17 protein-coding genes and 1 other RNA gene are annotated in these 17,160 nt (G+C 66.4%); 7 read left to right on the top strand and 11 right to left on the bottom strand.

Going from position 1 to position 17,160, the window contains the following annotated elements:
- Positions 1 to 188: 188 nt before the first annotated feature.
- Both rnpB and AQ619_RS04725 read right to left on the bottom strand, forming a co-directional pair.
- An RNA gene (gene rnpB / locus AQ619_RS04730) (RNase P RNA component class A) lies at positions 189 to 583 on the bottom strand.
- A gap of 75 nt (positions 584 to 658) precedes the next feature.
- On the bottom strand, positions 659 to 1,579 hold the full coding sequence (locus AQ619_RS04725; protein ID WP_062144991.1) for a LysR substrate-binding domain-containing protein: 921 nt from the start codon (positions 1,577 to 1,579) through the stop codon (positions 659 to 661).
- Between the two features lie 88 nt (positions 1,580 to 1,667).
- On the opposite strand from AQ619_RS04725, the gene AQ619_RS04720 reads away from it, so the two are divergent.
- Positions 1,668 to 2,093, top strand: coding sequence for a DUF4267 domain-containing protein (locus AQ619_RS04720; RefSeq protein WP_062144988.1), 426 nt, complete (start codon positions 1,668 to 1,670; stop codon positions 2,091 to 2,093).
- Positions 2,090 to 3,010 carry an alpha/beta fold hydrolase gene (locus tag AQ619_RS04715; RefSeq protein ID WP_062144976.1) on the top strand — a complete coding sequence of 307 codons (921 nt, stop codon included), beginning with the start codon at positions 2,090 to 2,092 and terminating at the stop codon, positions 3,008 to 3,010. Before AQ619_RS04720 ends, AQ619_RS04715 begins: the two co-directional genes overlap by 4 nt.
- Before the next feature lie 25 nt (positions 3,011 to 3,035).
- Here AQ619_RS04715 and AQ619_RS04710 read toward each other — a convergent pair whose 3' ends face one another.
- Genes AQ619_RS04710 through AQ619_RS04700 form a run of 3 tightly spaced genes read right to left on the bottom strand, consistent with a single transcriptional unit; the run spans position 3,036 to position 5,256 of the window.
- On the bottom strand, positions 3,036 to 3,641 hold the full coding sequence (locus tag AQ619_RS04710; protein ID WP_062144973.1) for an FMN-binding negative transcriptional regulator: 606 nt from the start codon (positions 3,639 to 3,641) through the stop codon (positions 3,036 to 3,038).
- A complete protein-coding gene (locus AQ619_RS04705; protein ID WP_062144970.1) occupies positions 3,641 to 4,366 on the bottom strand; it encodes an N-acetylmuramoyl-L-alanine amidase in 726 nt (241 codons plus the stop codon). The genes AQ619_RS04710 and AQ619_RS04705 overlap by 1 nt, the downstream gene beginning before the upstream one ends.
- Complete coding sequence (locus AQ619_RS04700) at positions 4,363 to 5,256, bottom strand: DMT family transporter (protein WP_062144967.1); 894 nt, start codon at positions 5,254 to 5,256, stop codon at positions 4,363 to 4,365. Before AQ619_RS04700 ends, AQ619_RS04705 begins: the two co-directional genes overlap by 4 nt.
- A gap of 163 nt (positions 5,257 to 5,419) precedes the next feature.
- Here AQ619_RS04700 and AQ619_RS04695 point away from each other — a divergent pair, with 163 nt between their 5' ends.
- Positions 5,420 to 6,889 carry a flavin-containing monooxygenase gene (locus AQ619_RS04695; protein ID WP_062144964.1) on the top strand — a complete coding sequence of 490 codons (1,470 nt, stop codon included), beginning with the start codon at positions 5,420 to 5,422 and terminating at the stop codon, positions 6,887 to 6,889.
- A gap of 155 nt (positions 6,890 to 7,044) precedes the next feature.
- On the opposite strand, the gene AQ619_RS04690 is transcribed toward AQ619_RS04695, so the two are convergent.
- Positions 7,045 to 7,917 (bottom strand): DMT family transporter, encoded by an 873-nt coding sequence (locus AQ619_RS04690; RefSeq protein ID WP_062144961.1) that lies wholly within the window; start codon positions 7,915 to 7,917, stop codon positions 7,045 to 7,047.
- Between the two features lie 153 nt (positions 7,918 to 8,070).
- Here AQ619_RS04690 and AQ619_RS04685 point away from each other — a divergent pair, with 153 nt between their 5' ends.
- Both AQ619_RS04685 and AQ619_RS04680 read left to right on the top strand, forming a co-directional pair.
- Entirely contained in the window at positions 8,071 to 8,862 is a 792-nt protein-coding gene (locus AQ619_RS04685) for a tryptophan 2,3-dioxygenase (protein ID WP_062144957.1), read from the top strand.
- Positions 8,838 to 10,034 carry a kynureninase/PvdN C-terminal domain-containing protein gene (locus AQ619_RS04680; RefSeq protein ID WP_062144954.1) on the top strand — a complete coding sequence of 399 codons (1,197 nt, stop codon included), beginning with the start codon at positions 8,838 to 8,840 and terminating at the stop codon, positions 10,032 to 10,034. Before AQ619_RS04685 ends, AQ619_RS04680 begins: the two co-directional genes overlap by 25 nt.
- Positions 10,035 to 10,081: 47 nt before the next feature.
- On the opposite strand, the gene AQ619_RS04675 is transcribed toward AQ619_RS04680, so the two are convergent.
- Genes AQ619_RS04675 through AQ619_RS04660 form a run of 4 tightly spaced genes read right to left on the bottom strand, consistent with a single transcriptional unit; the run spans position 10,082 to position 12,958 of the window.
- Positions 10,082 to 10,591: an SgcJ/EcaC family oxidoreductase gene (locus AQ619_RS04675; protein ID WP_236849534.1), complete on the bottom strand. Its 510-nt coding sequence runs from the start codon at positions 10,589 to 10,591 to the stop codon at positions 10,082 to 10,084.
- A gap of 35 nt (positions 10,592 to 10,626) precedes the next feature.
- Positions 10,627 to 11,478 (bottom strand): helix-turn-helix domain-containing protein, encoded by an 852-nt coding sequence (locus AQ619_RS04670; protein ID WP_062144948.1) that lies wholly within the window; start codon positions 11,476 to 11,478, stop codon positions 10,627 to 10,629.
- 15 nt (positions 11,479 to 11,493) lie between these two features.
- On the bottom strand, positions 11,494 to 12,144 hold the full coding sequence (locus AQ619_RS04665) for a DUF3052 family protein (RefSeq protein WP_062144945.1): 651 nt from the start codon (positions 12,142 to 12,144) through the stop codon (positions 11,494 to 11,496).
- 4 nt (positions 12,145 to 12,148) lie between these two features.
- The gene (locus AQ619_RS04660) at positions 12,149 to 12,958 is read right to left on the bottom strand and encodes a crotonase/enoyl-CoA hydratase family protein (RefSeq protein ID WP_062144941.1); all 810 of its coding nucleotides are present in this window, start codon (positions 12,956 to 12,958) and stop codon (positions 12,149 to 12,151) included.
- 269 nt (positions 12,959 to 13,227) lie between these two features.
- On the opposite strand from AQ619_RS04660, the gene AQ619_RS04655 reads away from it, so the two are divergent.
- Entirely contained in the window at positions 13,228 to 13,590 is a 363-nt protein-coding gene (locus AQ619_RS04655; protein ID WP_062144938.1) for a response regulator, read from the top strand.
- A 56-nt stretch (positions 13,591 to 13,646) separates the two neighbouring features.
- Positions 13,647 to 14,261 carry a pyridoxamine 5'-phosphate oxidase family protein gene (locus AQ619_RS04650; RefSeq protein ID WP_062144935.1) on the top strand — a complete coding sequence of 205 codons (615 nt, stop codon included), beginning with the start codon at positions 13,647 to 13,649 and terminating at the stop codon, positions 14,259 to 14,261.
- 20 nt (positions 14,262 to 14,281) lie between these two features.
- On the opposite strand, the gene AQ619_RS04645 is transcribed toward AQ619_RS04650, so the two are convergent.
- Positions 14,282 to 16,729 carry a PAS domain S-box protein gene (locus AQ619_RS04645; protein ID WP_166504140.1) on the bottom strand — a complete coding sequence of 816 codons (2,448 nt, stop codon included), beginning with the start codon at positions 16,727 to 16,729 and terminating at the stop codon, positions 14,282 to 14,284.
- Positions 16,730 to 17,160 lie beyond the last annotated feature (431 nt).

The raw sequence follows: 17,160 nt of genomic DNA, 5'->3' as shown, positions 1-17,160 counted from the left end.
CACCGACGGGCATTTTGCCGCGAAAACAAAGATGTCGCACCACCTCGTGACAGGAAATCACAAGCCATCAACAGAACATACAGAGAACTGTTAAGTGTTGGGGGCCGTCAGGTCCGGGCGCGGCAAGGCCTCAGGACTCGGAAACGGTGAGGGTGTGGACGACCCGTCTCTTCCGGGGACGGAAGAGACGGACCAGACGGTCTATAAGCCGGGTTCTGTGCCACCCTCGCCCCGAAGGACGAGACTGCGACGATCATTCCTCTGGACCGCCCATTGCTGGACGGTTCTCGCGACCTACCCGAACCCTACTCAGCCAGTGACGGCCTAGTCGACGCGAGGTCGACGCGGGGTCCCTATTCGGTCTTGCTCCAGGCGGGGCTTGCCATGCCGTCCCTGTCGCCAGGTCCGCGGTGGGCTCTTACCCCACCCTTTCACCCTTCCCGCCCTCGAAAGGGAGGAGGTTTGCTTTCTGTGGCGCTATCCCTGGGATCGCTCCCGGTGGGCGTTACCCACCGCCTTGTCACCGTGGAGCCCGGACTTTCCTCGACCCTCTTGCGAGGACCGCGACCGCCCGACCGTCTGGTCCGGGAGGGTGTTTGACGGGCGACGGGGCGGAGGTCAACTTTTCATCTGGTTTACGGGGCCGAGGGTCAGGCATTCACTTCAGCCGCTCGCGCTCCAGTCGCCGCAGGCGGACGACATCCGCCTTCATCTCCCGGATCAGCCAGGTCATGAAGGCCTGGACGGTGGCATTGGCGCGATCGGCCTTGCGGCAGACGACGAAATAGGCCCCCGCATCCACCGGGGGATGCTGCAGGGGCGCGGCCAGTTGGCTGGCATTCGGCGCATCCAGCACCAGGGGCAGAAGGCCCAGAAGCACGCCACGCCCCTGGGCTGCGGCGTCGATCGCCGAGGGGACATTGTCGAAGGTCAGGGTGCGGGCCGGCTTCAGGCGCGGACAATCGACCCCCTCAAACCATTCCGGCCAGCCGGCTCGCCCGACGCTCAGGTCGATCAGGGTGGCCCGGGCCAGGTCCTGGGGCACCTGCACCGTCTCGGCCATCTGGGGCGTACACAGCGGCGTGGCCCGCAGGTCCAGCAGCTTGTGCCCGAACAGGCCGGTGGTCACGGCTGCAACATTGCGGATGGCGATATCGGCCTCGCCCTTCTCAAGATCGACCACCCGCGCATCGGTGTCGATCGACAGGGAAAGGTCGGGGTGCAGCGCTTCAAACCGCGCCAGCCGGGGCACCAGCCAGACATTGGTGAACAGGGGCAGGGCCGCGATGCGCAGCCGCGTCGAGACGGACTGCCGCCTGGCCTGGCCGAGCGCGGTGTCGATGTCGAAGAAGGCCTGCGACAGTCGCTCGCTTAGGGTCTCGCCGAGCGGTGTCAGCCGCACCTGCCGCACCTGGCGCAGAAACAGGGGCGCGCCGACCCAGTCCTCCACGGCCCGCACCTGGTGGCTGACCGCCGAGGGCGTCAGGCCCAGCGCCTGGCCGGCATCGCGGAAACTCTGCCGCTGCGCCGCCACGGCGAAGATCCGCAGGGCGGCAAAGCTGGGGGCGTCGCGCTTCATGGGTGAAATTCATTCACCTATATGGGCGGAAACTCAAGCGTCCAGACGACGATCGCCCCGCTAGTCTTCCCGTCCATAGGGAGACACCATGACCGCAAACCCATCCTCATCCCGCAGATCCGTCCTGCGGACCTTCGGCTTCTGGCTGTCCGTTCCGCTGGCGCTCCTGCAGGCGGTCAATGTGGCCCGGGCCCTGTCTGATCCGACCGGCTTTGCCATCTATTATGGCGTACCGGTCAGCGGCGCAGACGCGGTAGCCTGGGTGCAGGTCTATGCCCTGCGCACCGCCTTCGTCGCGGCGCTGGTGGCGATCTTCCTGGTCCGGCGGGATCTGCGCGCCCTGTTCTGGACGGCGGTCGCGGCCCTCATCCTGCCGCTCGGCGATGCCTGGCTGACCCACCAGACCGGGGCCGCAGCCTCGATCGTGGCGCGCCATCTGGCGATCGAGGGCTATCTGGTCCTGACCTGCGTCGCGCTGTTCATCGCCAACCGCAACGCGGCGCGCCAGCCATGACCGGGACGCTCAATCGCCTGGCCACGCGCCTGGATACGGCGGGTGCCGCCGACCGTATGGGCCGACATCGCGAAGGCTGGCCGGCCAGCGCCTCGGACGGCATACGGTTCTTCCGGTCGCCCAAGGTGCAGTACCGCTATCGCGAGGCCGGCCAGGGCCCAACGATCGTCTTCAGCGTCGATCCGCCGATGACGCTGGAAGTCTATGACGCCCTGATCGCGACCTTCGCCCAGCGCTTCCGCGTAATTGCGTTTGAACTGCCGGCAATGGGCTTCTCGGCTGCGGCCGGGGACTATCGCTTCGGGTTCCGCGAAACCCATGACGACCTGGCGATCTTCCTGCAGGCCGTGGCCGGGCCCGGCGCCATCCTGGCCTTTTCCTGCGTCGCCGGTCATGCCGCCGTCGACATTGCCGCGCGCCATCCCGAGCTCGTCTCCCGCCTGACCCTGCTGCAGGCCGGCGATGTCGCAGCCTTCAGGGTCTGGAAGGCCGCCCGCGATCCCAAGGGCATTCTGGCGACGCCGGTCCTGGGCCATGTCGCCATGCGCCGCATGGCACCGAAACGCATGCCGGACTGGTACGCGCTCTCGGTCGGCAAGACGGCCATGATCGACGAGCTCTGCCGGTGTGCCGAGCGGTCCTTCCAGCACGGCGCCCAATGGTCTCTGGCCAGCGCCTACCAGTGCTACATGGACCCCGAGGTCGAGCTGCCCTGCCCTGACCAGCCCCTGCTGTCGATCTGGGGGGCCGCCGATCGCTCCCACCCCGCCGACAATGCGCATTCCATCCAGCGCCTGCGGCCGGATGCGGCCTGCGTGACCTTTGACGACCTGGGTCACACGCCCGAGCTGGAAGATCCGCAGCGCGTCTTCGACGCCATTGTGCGCTTCTGCGAGGCGAACCCGGCCCGGCCCTGAGCCGCCCCCGGCAGGGCGCTGCGCCTCAGGCCCCAGCCTGACGCATCATCTTGGCCAGGGGGTGCTTGCCCAGCCCCCTGGCCGCGCCCAGCCGGTCGGCCTCGGACTTGTTCTGCGACAGCTTGAAGGTGCCTTCCAGCCGGTCGACGAACAGTCGCCCGCCGATGATGCCGCGCAGCATGGCCTCGAACTTTCCGGGGGCCATCTTGTGGCGGGTCCACAGGGGCTTGGGGGCCAAGCGCGCCTCTTCCTGCTCGGACAGGGTGTCGAGCTGGGCGATCAGCTCGGCCTCGTCGAGTACGGCCACCGAGCCCTCGGCCTCGACCGAGAGATAGTTCCAGGTCGGCACCTGGTCGGCGCTCTCGTACCAGTCGGGGCTGACATAGGCGTCTTCGCCGGTGGCCAGCATCACGGCCCGGAACCCCTGGACGAGGTGCGGGGCCAGGGCATTGGCGCGCGACAGATGGAAGTCGATGACCAGTTCGTCGTGCATCTGGCGCACCACGACCGGGGCCTGGGCGATCATCGGGCGGCCGCCGACGCTGGCGGCCAGGGTCACGAAGGGATGGGCGCGCAGGAAGGCGAGCAGCGGTCCCCTGTCCTCGACCCTGAACAGCCTGGCCGGATGCATCAGTCCCCGGCCCTCAGAAGCCCCACCAGCCGCGCCCGGGTCTCGCCGTCGGCGATGCCGTCAAAGCGGGTCTGCAGCCAGTGGCGCTGGAAGGCGCTCACCACGGTGGTGGTCCAGGCGTCATACTTGCCGGTCGGGGCACAGTCATAGCCCAGGCGGGTCAGGCCGGCCTGCAGCGCAAAAACGCCGGTGCCCTCCTCGCCCTCGCCCAGGGGCGCGCCGGGCGACGGGGGCGGCTCGATCCACAGGCCGTGACCGCTTTCGGCAAGGCGCTTCCAGGGGAAGAGCTCGCCCGGGTCGATCTTGCGGGCCGGGGCGATGTCGGAATGGCCGAGAATCCGCGAGTCCGGGATCATCCAGCGCGAGCGGACATCGGCCAGCAGGTTGATCACTGCGGCGATCTGGGCGTCGGGGAACGGCCGATAGCCGAACTCGTGGCCGGGATTGACGATCTCGATGCCGATCGAAGCCGAGTTGATGTCCTTGACGCCCTTCCAGAAGGCCGCCCCGGCGTGCCAGGCCCGGCGCTCCTCGGCCACCAGGCGGAAGATGCGGCCGTCTTCCTCGACACAGTAGTGCGCCGAGACCTTGGCTTCGGGATCGCGCAGGCGCTCGATCGCGGCCTCGCCGGTCTCCATGCCCGTATAGTGCAGGATCACACAGTCGGGCACGGCCTTGCGGGCGTCGAAATTGGGCGACGGGGCCTCGACGAGGAGCAGGCTCATTGGATGCGGTTCCTCATCAGCATCAATAACGGCATCACCTGGTTCTTGCGCAGGGCGATGATCAGCACGCCAAACAGGGCCAGGGCGGTGCCTATGCCCATGCGCAGGTCGAAATGGTCGTGGGTGATCAGCACGCCCAGACCGATGGTCATCAGCGGTGTCATCAGGGTCAAGGGCGCAATCAGATTGGCCTCATACTTCTGGATCAGGCCGTAATAGGCCGTGTGGCCCACCACCGAGACCACCAGGGCCGAGAACACCACCGCCGCCACGAAGGGCCAGCCGGCATTAAGGGCCGCGCCGGCCGCGCCGGGTTCGGTCAGGCCGCTCAGGGCCAGCAGCGGCCAGACCGACGAGAAGCCGACCCAGGCCTGGAACTGCAGGGGCCGCACGCCTTCCATCTGCTTCATCATCACAGCGCCCAGTGAGCCCGTGAAGGCCGCCGCCGCGATCAGCCACAGGCCGGCCGACAGTTCCAGCCCGTGCGGGCTCCACATCACCACCACTGCGCCCGACAGGGTGAGCGCAATGCCGAGGCCGCGTTTCCAGCGGATGCGCTCGCCCAGAATGATGACCGACAGGATCGTCGTGAACGGCACGCCCAGCTGGATGATCACCGAGGCCGCCGAGGGCGAGGCGGTCTTGAAGCCCATGAACAGCAGGGCGAAATTGCCTGCCCCCATCAGCAGGGCCACCAGCACCAGCCGCCACACCGGACGCGGGGCCGGCAGCAGCCAAGGCAGGGTGACCAGAGCCACCAGTCCGAACCGCACGGCCGCATAGGCCAGGGGCGGCACGCCCCAGTGAGCGACCACGATCTTCGAGATGATGTTGTTGCCCGCCCAGACCAGGCAGATCAGGATCAGGACACCGAAATCGCGCAGGGACATGCCCCGCAATACGCGCGACCTATGACCGTGCGCAATGAAAACCGACAGGGCGCAGGCGTGTCGCGGTTGACGCTGAGTCAAAACGGTCGTTTGTTGGTGAACGCTGATCAGATAACAAGGCGTCCGGGACAGCCGGACCGATGCACCAGGGACGGGACACGGCATGGCGACCGAGCACTTCGACGTACTGATTGTGGGCGCGGGCCTGTCCGGTATCGGCGCGGGCTATCACCTGCAGGCCAACTGCCCGGGCAAGACCTACGCCATTCTCGAAGGCCGCGAAGCGATCGGCGGCACTTGGGACCTGTTCCGCTATCCGGGCATCCGCTCGGACAGCGACATGTACACCCTGGGCTACTCCTTCAAGCCCTGGCGCGAGGCCAAGGCCATCGCCGACGGCCCCTCGATCCTGAACTATGTGCGTGAAACGGCGTCCGAGTACGGCATCGACAAGAAGATCCGCTACGGCCATCACGTCAAACGGGCCAGCTGGTCGTCGGAGACCGCCACCTGGACCGTCGAGGCCGAGCATCAGGGCACGAGCGTCAGCGTCAGCTGCAGCTTCCTCTATATGTGCGCCGGCTATTACGACTATGCCGCCGGCTATACGCCCGAGTTTGCCGGGGTCGAAAGCTTCGGCGGCCGGATCGTGCATCCGCAGCACTGGCCCTCGGACCTCGACTATGCCGGCAAGCAGGTGGTGGTGATCGGCAGCGGTGCCACGGCCGTCACCCTGGTGCCGGAAATGGCCAGGACCGCCAGCCACGTCACCATGCTGCAGCGCTCGCCGACCTATGTGGTCTCGCGCCCGGCCGAGGACGGCATCGCCAACTGGCTGCGGTCCAAGCTGCCGGCCATGACCGCCTATGGCATCACGCGCTGGAAGAACGTGCTAATGCAGATGCTGTTCTTCAACATCGCCCGCAACAAGCCGGAAAAGACCAAGGAGAGGCTTATTGGTCTGGTGCGCGAACATCTGGGGCCCGACTACGACGTCGCCACCCACTTCACGCCCCGCTACAATCCCTGGGACCAGCGCCTGTGCCTGGTGCCCGACGCCGACCTGTTCGACGCCCTCAAGGGCGGCAAGGCCTCGGTGGTCACCGACCATATCGAGACCTTCACCCCGACCGGCCTGAAACTGAAGTCCGGCAAGACCCTCGACGCCGATGTGGTGGTCACCGCCACGGGCCTGCAGATGCAGCTGCTCAGCGGCATGGAACTGGTGGTTGACGGCAAGGTCGCCGACCTTTCGCAGTCGATGAGCTACAAGGGCATGATGTTCAGCGACGTGCCGAACCTGGCCTCCGCCTTCGGCTATACCAACGCCTCCTGGACCCTGAAGGCCGACCTGACCAGCGAGTATGTCTGCAAGCTGATCAACCACATGGCCCGCAATGGTCTGGACACCTGCGTGGCCCGCCAGGACGAGGCCGGCATGGACGTCGAACCCTGGCTGGACTTCTCGTCAGGCTACGTCCAGCGGGCCATGGCCAAGTTCCCCAAGCAGGGCGTCAAGAAGCCCTGGAAGGCCTATCAGAACTATGCCCTCGACCTGATGGCCCTGAAGATGGGCCGGGTCGATGACGGGGCGATGCGGTTTGAGAAGAAGAAGGCGAAGGAAGCGGCTTAGAGTCTCTCCGTTCCCGCTCTCCCCGGCGAAAGCCGGGGCCCAGATCGAGCCCTGCGCGGTGTCGAAAGGGCTTGGGCAATAGGCGCGTCATCCCCAAACGCTCAGGCTGAATCTGGGCCCCGGCTTTCGCCGGGGAGAGCGGATTTTGAGTGTGGCTACACAGCCTCCACCTTGTCCGCCTTCCCCTCGCCCAACACGACGACGAAGCTGCCGAGAAGGATCAGCAAGCCGCCGGCGAAGAGGGCCAGGGTCAGGTGGTCGCCGAACAGCATCACCCCGATCACCGCGCCCATCAGCGGCTCGATATTGATGAAGACCCCGGCAGTGGCGGCTCCGACCCGGGCGGAGCCATATTGCCAGGCTGCCGTGGCCAGCAGGGTCGCCACCACCCCCTGGCCGATGATGCAGGACCAGGCCACGGGGCTGAGGTCCAGCTTGGGCGGACCGTGCATCAGCCAGGCGACCGGCAGGATGGCGGCTGTGGCCACGATCATGGTCACCGCCGGTATGGCCAGGGGGGCCTGGACCTTGGGCGCGCGGCGCATGACGATCAGCCAGGCCAGGAAGACGAACAGCGAGGCGACCGATAGCGCCACCCCCAGCGGCGAGCCGGCACCGTCGGGCTTGCCGGCGATCAGGGACGCGCCGAGCGTCGCGGCGACCACCCCCGCCCACGAGGCACGGCTGACCCGCTCCCCGAAAAAGCGGGCGCTGACCGCGATCAGGGCCGGCATGGCCCCGACCAGAAGCGCCGCCAGGGTCACGCTGACATGGGCCAGGCCTTCGAACTGCACCATGAAGGCCAGGCCATAGAGCCCGCCGGCCAGCAGCACGACGGGCGAGCGGAACAGGGCCCGCGCCTCGGCCGTCCACAGGGCGAAGGGGGCCGCCGCCACGGCGGCGACGGCGAACCGCAGCAGCACCATGTGGGCGGCGTCGGTTTCGCGCAGGACCAGCTTGCCCAGCGGAAAGCCCAGCCCCCAGGAAAGCCCGGCCAGGACCAGGGCGAGAATGGCAAAGCGGTTCATGGCCGCTTCCTGCCGCATTCGGCGGAGCTTGGCGAGGGCCGAGACCACTTGTTCCGCTTTCCGTGGATGTGGCGAAACATCATTCCGCGCTCGGGGAAAAATTCCCCGCAAACAAGGAAAAATGTGCCCCTCCGAACTACCTAGGATCGCGTCATGACCCAAGACATGACCTATGCGCGCTACCTGGCGCTGGACCAACTGCTCGCAGCCCAGCAGCCGCGGAGCGACCGTCATGACGAGATGCTTTTCATCGTCATCCACCAGGTTAAAGAGCTGTGGCTCAAGGAGATCATCCACGAGGTGCTCCTGGCCAAGCAGCTGATCGCGGACGGCGATGTCGAGCCCGCCTACAAGGCCCTGGCCCGGGTGTCGCGGATCCAGACGGTGATGACCCTGTCCTGGGACGTTCTGGCGACGATGACCCCGGCCGACTATCTGAGCTTCCGCAACGACCTGGGCTCAAGCTCGGGCTTCCAGTCGCATCAGTTCCGCACCCTGGAATACCTGCTGGGCCTGAAGGACCAGAGCTTCCTGAAGTTCCACGCCGAGGGCTCTGACGGCCTGGCGCAACTCGAAGCGGCCCTGAATGCGCCCAGCCTCTATGATGTGGCCATCGCCCAGCTGGCCAAGGCCGGCCTGGCCGTGCCGGATGCGGTACTGAATCGCGACTTTGCCGAGACCTACGCCCCTTCGCCCGAGGTGGAGGCGGCCTGGCTGGAGGTCTATCGTGACACCCAGCGCTATTGGGAGCTGTATCAACTGGCCGAGAAGCTGGTCGACCTGGACGACGCCCTGGTCACCTGGCGCCACAAGCACGTCCTGACCGTCGAGCGGATCATAGGCGGCCGGCCGGGCACGGGGGGCACGGACGGCATCGGCTATCTGGCCAGCACCCTGCGCCGCCGCGCCTTCCCCGAGCTGTGGTCGCTGAGAACCAAGCTGTGAAAGGCGCGCGCAAGGACCTTTTCTCGCGGGCCCTGTCCGCGCCCATGGCTTCGGACGGGGGCCGGCTGCACATGGCCGCCCACAGTCATCACCTGTGGCCAGACGTCACCCTGGCTGCCCAGATCGAGGCCTGGGAGGACGCCGCCGGCCTGGCCGACCACAAGTGGGACAAGGCGCTGGGCGAGGTCTATCCGGCCGCGCAAGCCCTGGTCGCACGCGAGCTCGCCCTGCCCTCGCCCGACAGCGTCGTCTTCGCGCCCAATACTCACGCCCTGCTGACCGTGCTTCTGTCAGCGATCGACAGGCGGCCCGTCCGGGTGCTGTCGACCGACGGCGAATTCCACTCGTTCCGCCGCCAGGCCCAGCGCTGGGTCGAGGCCGGCGAAATCACGCTGACCCTGGTGGAGGCCGATGGGCCGGACTTCGCGGAACGCTTCCTGGCGACCGCACGCGCGGGCGATTTCGACCTGATCTTCGTCAGCCACGTGTTCTTCAAGAGCGGCTATGTCTTCGATCGCGTCTGGGACCTGGCCGATCTGGCCCGGCCCGAGGGGCCGTGGGTGGTGGTCGACGGCTATCACGGCTACCGGGCCGTACCGACCGACCTGTCGGGCGTGGCCGACCGGATCTTCTATGTCGCCGGCGGCTACAAATACGCCATGGCGGGCGAAGGCGCGGCCTTCCTGCACGCCCCGCCCGGCTTTGGTCCGCGCCCGGCCCTGACCGGCTGGTACGCCGAGTTCGGCGACCTCGAAGGCCCGCCCGGCGGGGTGGGCTATGCGCGCGACGCCAGCCGATTCCTGGGTGCGACCTTTGATCCGTCGGGTCTCTACCGCTTCGTGGCAGCGGGGCAGATGCTGGAAGCCGAAGCCCTGACCACGGCCGCCGTGGCCGAACATGTGGCGGGCCTTCAGCGGAGCCTGCTGACCCGGATCGCCGCCGGCACAGCCGGACCTCTGAAGGACGCCGTCATCGTGAACCCGCCCGGGAACGGGCCGCAGGCCCGCTTCCTGGCCCTGCGCCATCCTGACGCCCAGACCTGGAAAACAGCCCTCGCGGCCCGGGGCGTGGTGGTTGACGTTCGCGACGACGTGCTGCGCATCGGCCTGTCGATCTATCACGACGAGGCCGACCTGGACGCCTTCTGCGCGGCCTGTGGGGACCTGGCCTAGGCCCTCTGATCAGACGCACCGCCAGGGCCCGGCGGGGGCCGACAAGGTCAGTGCGGCATCCGCAGGACCGGGTCGTTATTGGCCGCCTGGGGGTTGATGATGGTGTTGTGGCCATGGATCAGCAGCCAGCGTCCCTCCCGCTGCACCGCCGTCAGGCTGAGGCGGTCATGGGCCTCGGGCATCCTGTTGCCGTCCGGCGTGGTGTAGGCGTCCTGGATCATGGTCACCACCGCCAGGGCCACGCCCGGCGCTACGGCCCGTGCCTCGATCGAGACCAGGGTCTGCTTGCAGTCCTTGAAGATGGTCGACAGGAACAGCCGGTGGGCGAAGGCCACCTGATCGCGGCCGCGCCAGTGCATGCCCACGACATTGACCCAGCTGGCGTCGGGCCAGAAGTGATCGGCATAGGCGTCGGCGTCCGTGGCGTTCCAGGCCGCCAGCAGCGACTTCACCAGGGCCTCGATCTCCGCCACCCCGTCTCCGGCCGCCTGGGCCGTGCCGGCCAATCCCGTCATCGCCAATCCCCCCATCGTCAGCAAGGCGCGTCGTTCGATCATCCGTCCAGCTCCAGCCATGCTCGATGGCGGGCAGACTAGGCGGTCGCGTTTCGGCCCGATTGTAGATTTCCGACACCCGGCAGAACGGTTTCCAGAGCCGGGGCCATGGTCGCCAGCAGACGCTCGGGCGTGTCGCCGGCCAGGGCCCTGAACTCGTGGATCATGTGGGCCTGATCGACATAGCCCGCCGCCTGGGCCACCGCCGCCCAGCTCGGTTCGGCCCCTTCAGCCTTCAGGCGCAGGGCCTCGCGGAACCGCAGGACCCGGGCATAGCGCTTGGGCGAGACCCCAACCGCCCGGGTGAACCGCCGCTCGAACTGGCGCTCGCCCAGGTCCACGGCCTCGGCCAGGTCTGCCACACGGACGCTGCCGTGCAGGGCCGTCATGCGGCGCGCCGCCCAGGCAATGGGGTCGGCCGTCAGAGGGATCGCCCTGCCGCCCAGCCAGGCCTCGGCAATGGCCGCCCGGGCCGCGAGATCCGGTGCCGCCTCCAGCTGTTCGGCGATCAGGGCGATCTCCGAACCCAGGACATCCCGGCCGTCATGGGCCCTGTCGGTGAGCGAGGCCGCAGCCTGACCAAACAGACTGGAAAAGCCGGTCGGCGTGAACTGGATCGTGAATAGGTTGAGGTCCCCGCCGAGCAGCACATCGACCCGGCGATAGGTCTGCAGCCCGACCAGAACGATGTCTGGCGCGGCCTCTACCGCCCCGGACGCGATGTCACGCACCCGATAGCGGTCGGCGAGATAGAATTCGAGGAACTGCTCGGTCCGTGCTGGCAGCGGGCGCAGCACCACCGTGGCGTCCAGTCTGCGGCTGCGCTCCTCGAACGCCTTCACATAGGGGGCGAGAAGCCGGGAAGGACGAATGCGCCGGACTGGAAACATCGCCCTTCCCTGCCCTCAGATCTCGTCGTCGAAGCCGGCGTCATCCTCGACCGGCTTGCTCGCTGCCGGCGGACCGGCCTTGCGCTTGACGAAGCGCAGGGCCGAATGGGTCTTGGAGAAGCTGCAGACCTTGGTGTCGACCAGACCCTGACCGCGCGCGGCGGCCAGGATCTCGGTGTCCTTCAGCGGCGCGCCCTTGCCCTTCTGGGCCACGATCCAGATCGCGCCCTTGGGACCCAGCCCGCCGATCAGGTCTTCCAGCTGATCGAAATCGGCCAGGTCCTCGACGCCGAGGAACAGCAGGTCGATGTCCTCCTCGGCCTCGACGGGCTCGACCCGGGTGGAGAGCTCTTCCAGGAACTCTTCATCCTCAAGCGCCAGCACCACGACCGTCTGGCCGGGCTTGACGCCCAGCTTGTCCAGCCGCCCCGGCGGGTTGAGGATGGCGTGCAGCCACTTGTCGGCTTCGCCCGGCTCCAGCTCGAACCGGGTGCCGTCGTTCAGGACGAGGTCATTGCCCTCGACCTTGATGTAGCGCAGGGCGTGGCCCTGATAGATGCCGCGATGGGCTCCGCGGAAGATCAGCTTGGGAAACTCCCACAGGAGCTTGCCCTCGCAGTCCCCGTCCGACAGATGGCCCCAGACGCCCCGCGCTTCCTTGCCCATGACCTCAGGCGCCCTTGAACACCGGCGCGCGCTTTTCGAGGATCGCGTCGACGCCTTCCATGTGGTCCTCGGTGTGGTGGGCGATGGCCTGGGCGGCCGCGCTCATCTCCATCAGGGTGTCGTAGCTGGCGGTCGTGCCGTGCTTGAGCAGGCTCTTGGCCATGCGCAGGGCGTGCGGCGGCTGGGCCGCAATCCGCGTGGCCAGGGCCAGGGCTTCATCCATGAGGGTGTCGGCCGGCACGGCCTTGCTGATCAGGCCCCATTCGGCGGCCTTGGCCGCGTCGATGACGTCGCCGGTGAACAGCAGCTCGGCGGCTCGGCTCATGCCGATGGTGCGCGGCATCAGCCAGGCCCCGCCGTCGCCGGGAATCAGGCCCAGTTTCAGGAAGGTGACGCCGAACTTGGCGGTGTCGGCCCCGATGCGGATGTCGGTCATGCAGGCCACGTCGCAGCCCAGGCCGATGGCCGCGCCATTAACGGCGGCGATCGAGGGAACCTCCAGGCCATAGATGGCGCGGACGATGCGGTGGATGTTCTTGCGATAGCCGTCGCGGACCTTGACGCCATTGCCGCCGAACGCGCCCTCGCGGGCCTTCATCGCCTTGACGTCGCCGCCGGCCGAGAAGGCCCGGCCCGCGCCGGTCAGAATCACGCAGCGGATATCCTGGTCATCATTGATCGCCTCGCAGGCGGCCGCCACCTGGTCGCCGTCGCCGGGCGCCCCCAGGGCGTTCATGGCCTCGGGACGGTTCAGGGTGAGGATGGCGATGTGACCGCGCTTTTCGGTCAGGATCAGGGGGGCGTCTTGAGACATGACTGGGCGATTCCTGCGCTGAACTGGGCCGCAAGCATGACGGCAGCGACGGACAATCGCCATCTCCCGCCGTCCTGCTTCGGACTTTTCACCTGCATAGCGCGGATCGCCCCACCGCGTCGCCTACCCAGACTGGGGAACCAGCCCGCAGAATCTGGGACAGGGCCACTGATTGAGGCAATAATTCGTCAGATCACGAAAATGAGACTGGCGCGCAAGCTTGGCCGGGCGTTGAAGTTAGGACGGGACGTTAATGAAGGCGGCGGCAAATGACCGTGCACATGAAAGCCCGACATGCCCTGATCATCGAGGACGAGATTTTGATCGCCTTCGAGATGGAAGCCCTGCTGGCTGAACAGGGCTTTACCAGCTTCGACATCGCCGAAAGCCCGCAGGACGCCCTGAAGAAGGCCATGGCTCGGCGTCCGGACCTGATCACAGCGGATTATCGCATCGTCGGCGGCACCGGGGTCGAGGCGGTCGAAGCCATCCAGCAACAGCTAGGCGATATCCCGGTCGTCTATGTCACCGGCAATGCCGAACTGGTGCGAGGCCGCGAGCCGCCCGTGGTCGGCAAGCCGATCTCGCCGCGCCACCTCGCCGAGGCTTGCGCGCGAGTCTTTACCGCCTGACGCTTTCGCCGGGCGCGCCGGACCTCTAGGCTCAGCCCCGGATGCAGGAGGGCACCATGAGCGTGATCGACAGCCTCGAGGCGCTGGACGCGCTCTATGACACCCCGCCCGTCAGCGCGGCCCTGGTCAAGGTGTCAACGACCATTACCCCACACTATCGGACCCTGATCGAGGCCTCGCCCTTTGTCGCCCTGGCGACACTCGGCCCCGAGGGCCTGGATTGCAGTCCGCGCGGCGACAGGCCGGGCTTTGTGCGCGTCGCTGATCCACAGACCCTGATCCTGCCTGACCGTCGCGGCAACAACCGCCTCGACAGCCTGCGCAATGTGGTGCGGGATCCCCGGGTCGCCCTGCTGTTCCTGATCCCGGGCTCGGGCACGACCTTCCGGGTCAATGGCCAGGCGGTGATCAGTGCTGACCCCGCCCTGCTGGCCAGTTTCGCCGTCGACGGCCAGGCCCCGCGCAGTGCCATGGTGATCACCGTGCAGGAGGCCTATTTCCAGTGTGCCCGGGCCATCGTGCGGTCCGGGCTGTGGAAGGCCGAAAGCCAGGTCGATCCGGCCACCCTGCCCTCACCGGGGGCCATGCTGGCGGCAGTCACGGCCGGTGAGGTCGGGGGCGAGGCCTATGACCGCGGCTGGCCAGAGCGGGCTGCAAAGACCCTGTGGTAAATGATTGAGCCTTGGTCTCGTCAGGTGCTGGACGGCTCAGCCCCGGGATCTTCGGACCGCGTCCACTGCTCGATCTTGCTGAGCAGCTCCCCGGCATTGATCGGCTTGCCGACATGGTCGTTCATTCCGGCGCAGAGGCATTCGTCCACATGCTGCGGGAGTACGTTGGCACTCAGGGCAAGGATCGGCGTCCGGCTGTTCAGTTTCGATCGGGCCCGAATGATCTTTGTCGCCGACAACCCGTTCATGCGGGGCATCTGGAGATCCATCAGGATCAGGTCGAAGGGCTCGCGATCAGCGGTATCGATCGCAGCCTGACCATCTTCGGCCTCCGTCAGCCTCAGCTGAAATGGCTCCAGCATCGCTGCGATCAGTTCGCGGTTCACAGCCACATCGTCGACGACCAGAATCCGGATCGCCTCGACATCATGGTTCTGCGCAACATCGGCGGTGCTGTCCTGGCCGGAGATGTCGACCGGGGCATGCACCGTAAACCGGAAGGTCGAACCCACACCTTCCTCGCTCTCGACCCGGATTTCCCCGCCCATGACCTCGACAAGGCCGCGCGAAATAGCCAGGCCCAGGCCAACCCCGCCAAACTGACGGGTGTGCGAACCATCGATCTGGGTAAAGCGTTCAAAGAGTCGCCCGCACTGTCCCGGTGGAATTCCGATTCCGGTATCGACCACTGAAACGTGGAGGCTCTGGTCTGACAGATCATAGCCGAGCCGAATCGTAATCCCGCCCTGGCGCGTAAACTTGATCGCGTTGGCCAGCAGGTTGGTAATCACTTGCCCGAGGCGCCCCCGGTCGGCCAGCACCGCAGCGGGAAGCGGCTCCTCGACCTCGAGGGACAGGGCCAAACCCTTGGCTGCCGCCTTGTCCCGGAACTGGTCGAGAATCTGGCTCGCCAGATCCATCGGATCGGTCGACTGGCGCTGCAGTTCAACCTCACCGGCCTCCACCCGGGAAAAGTCCAGGACACTGTTGACGATCCCCAGCAGAGCCTCGCCAGAACTGGCGATCCGCTGGGCATAGAGTTGCGCCTTTTCAGGGAGTTCCAACATCTTGGCCAGCAGGTCGCCAAAACCGATAACGGCCGTTAGCGGCGTCCTGATCTCGTGGCTCATATTCGCCAGAAATTCGGCTTTGGCCTGCACGGCCGCTTCGGCCTCGGCGGTCTTGCGCCGCAACTCGTCCTCGATCGCCCGACGTTCGGTCACGTCGCGCAGGACCGACATCATCCCGGCCGGACGGCCATCCGGTTCGCGAAGGATTGTTGGATTGCTCTGTACCCAGCCCATGGACCCATCTGCCCGACGGTATTGAAACTCGTTATCACGCCCCGTTGGCAACGGCTTTTCGTTCTCGGTAAACTTGGGCGTACGGAATTCCTTGTCGACAACGATACGGTCATTCAGGTGTTTTCCGATCCACTTGTCCGGATCGAGACCCGTAAGACGTTTTATTGATGGAGATACATATTCAATTATTCCATCAATATTGTTCTTTATAACGATGTCCCCGATGTTTTCGGCCAGCAACCGATAGAGCGCCTCACTTTCGCGGCGAGCCGCACTGGCGGCGACATACTCCGACCGATCCTCAGCCTCGACCAGCAGGTGCTGGGTTGAACCTTCAAAATCGCGAACCAAAGACACACTCACGCGCACCGGCACATAGGAGCCATTGGTGTGACGGTAACGGCGGTCCACTTGGTAGCTGCGGATCTCTCCGCTCCGGAGCCGGGCCACGCCCTCCTCCGCCACGCCAACTTCGTCAGGGTGCATAAGGCGTTCGAATCGGGTCTGGATCAGGTCAGCCTCAGCCAGGCCGACCATCGTACAGAGGGCCGGATTGACCTTGAGGCAGCGCAAGTCCAGATCGAGAAGCGCCTTGCCGGAGACCGCCTGCTGAAACGCGGCTTCCACCAGTTCGGCCTGTTCCCGCGTGGTGCGCTCCAGCTCCCGCCTCTGGGTGACGTCATGAAGCGTCAATACAACACCGGAGATCTGGCCCCCGCTGTCGCGGACCACGCCCGGTCTGGCCTCAAGCCAGATCGCCTGACCGCTGGCGTCGAGGCAGCGGAACGCATGAAGCCCGGTGTCGTCCTCAACCTGGCCCGCAATCAATCCATCGAACCAGCCCAGCACCCCATGTCGATCCTCCGGGTGAAGGAAGGTCCCTAATCGTTGCCCGACCAGATCTTTTGACCGAAAACCCCACCGCTGGATGGACGGCGACGCGAACTCGATTCCGCCACTGCCACCAACCCACAAAACCGGATCCTGGCTGTTCTCGACAATCAGCCGGTGCCGGGCTTCGCTGGCGCGGAGTTGAGCGTCAGAGAGCTGGAGATGCGTGACGTCCTGCACGGTGCCGTAGAGGACGGCGATCGAGCCGTCAGCCTCGCGCTGGCCAGCGCCCCTGAGCGCCAGCAGCCTCGCGGCTCCATCAGGACCGTCCATGGCGAACTGATGCTCAAGAGCGTGGCCATGCTGATGGGCCCGTTGCAGGGCTAGGACCAGAGCGGGTCGCTCTTGGGGAGCGCAGCCGTTCAGAAAAGCGTCCAGAGTCTCTTCGGGCGGGACCGATGGCCGCCCCAGAATGTGAAGGGCCTCTTGCGACCAGTGGAATTGCCCGGCCTGCACGTCATAGGCCCACGCCCCGACCGGCGTCAGCCTGCCGGCCTGAGTGAACCAGCGCTCGGGCTCATCCAAACTCATTAAATCCTCGCTTGAGGGGGGAGCCTACAGGCCAAAGACTTCAAGCTACTGATTGCACCGGCGAGCAAGCCTCTTGTCACCGTTAGGCCTCAGACTGGGGCCGTTCGAGGCTTTAGGGAACACGCAAACTGGCAGGCGGCTCATGGTTTGTAGATGGACCTAGCATCTGCATT

Source organism: Caulobacter henricii (assembly GCF_001414055.1).
Classification (GTDB): domain Bacteria; phylum Pseudomonadota; class Alphaproteobacteria; order Caulobacterales; family Caulobacteraceae; genus Caulobacter; species Caulobacter henricii.
Note: the sequence above shows the minus strand (reverse complement) of the source record. Positions and strands in the feature narration are given on the sequence as shown.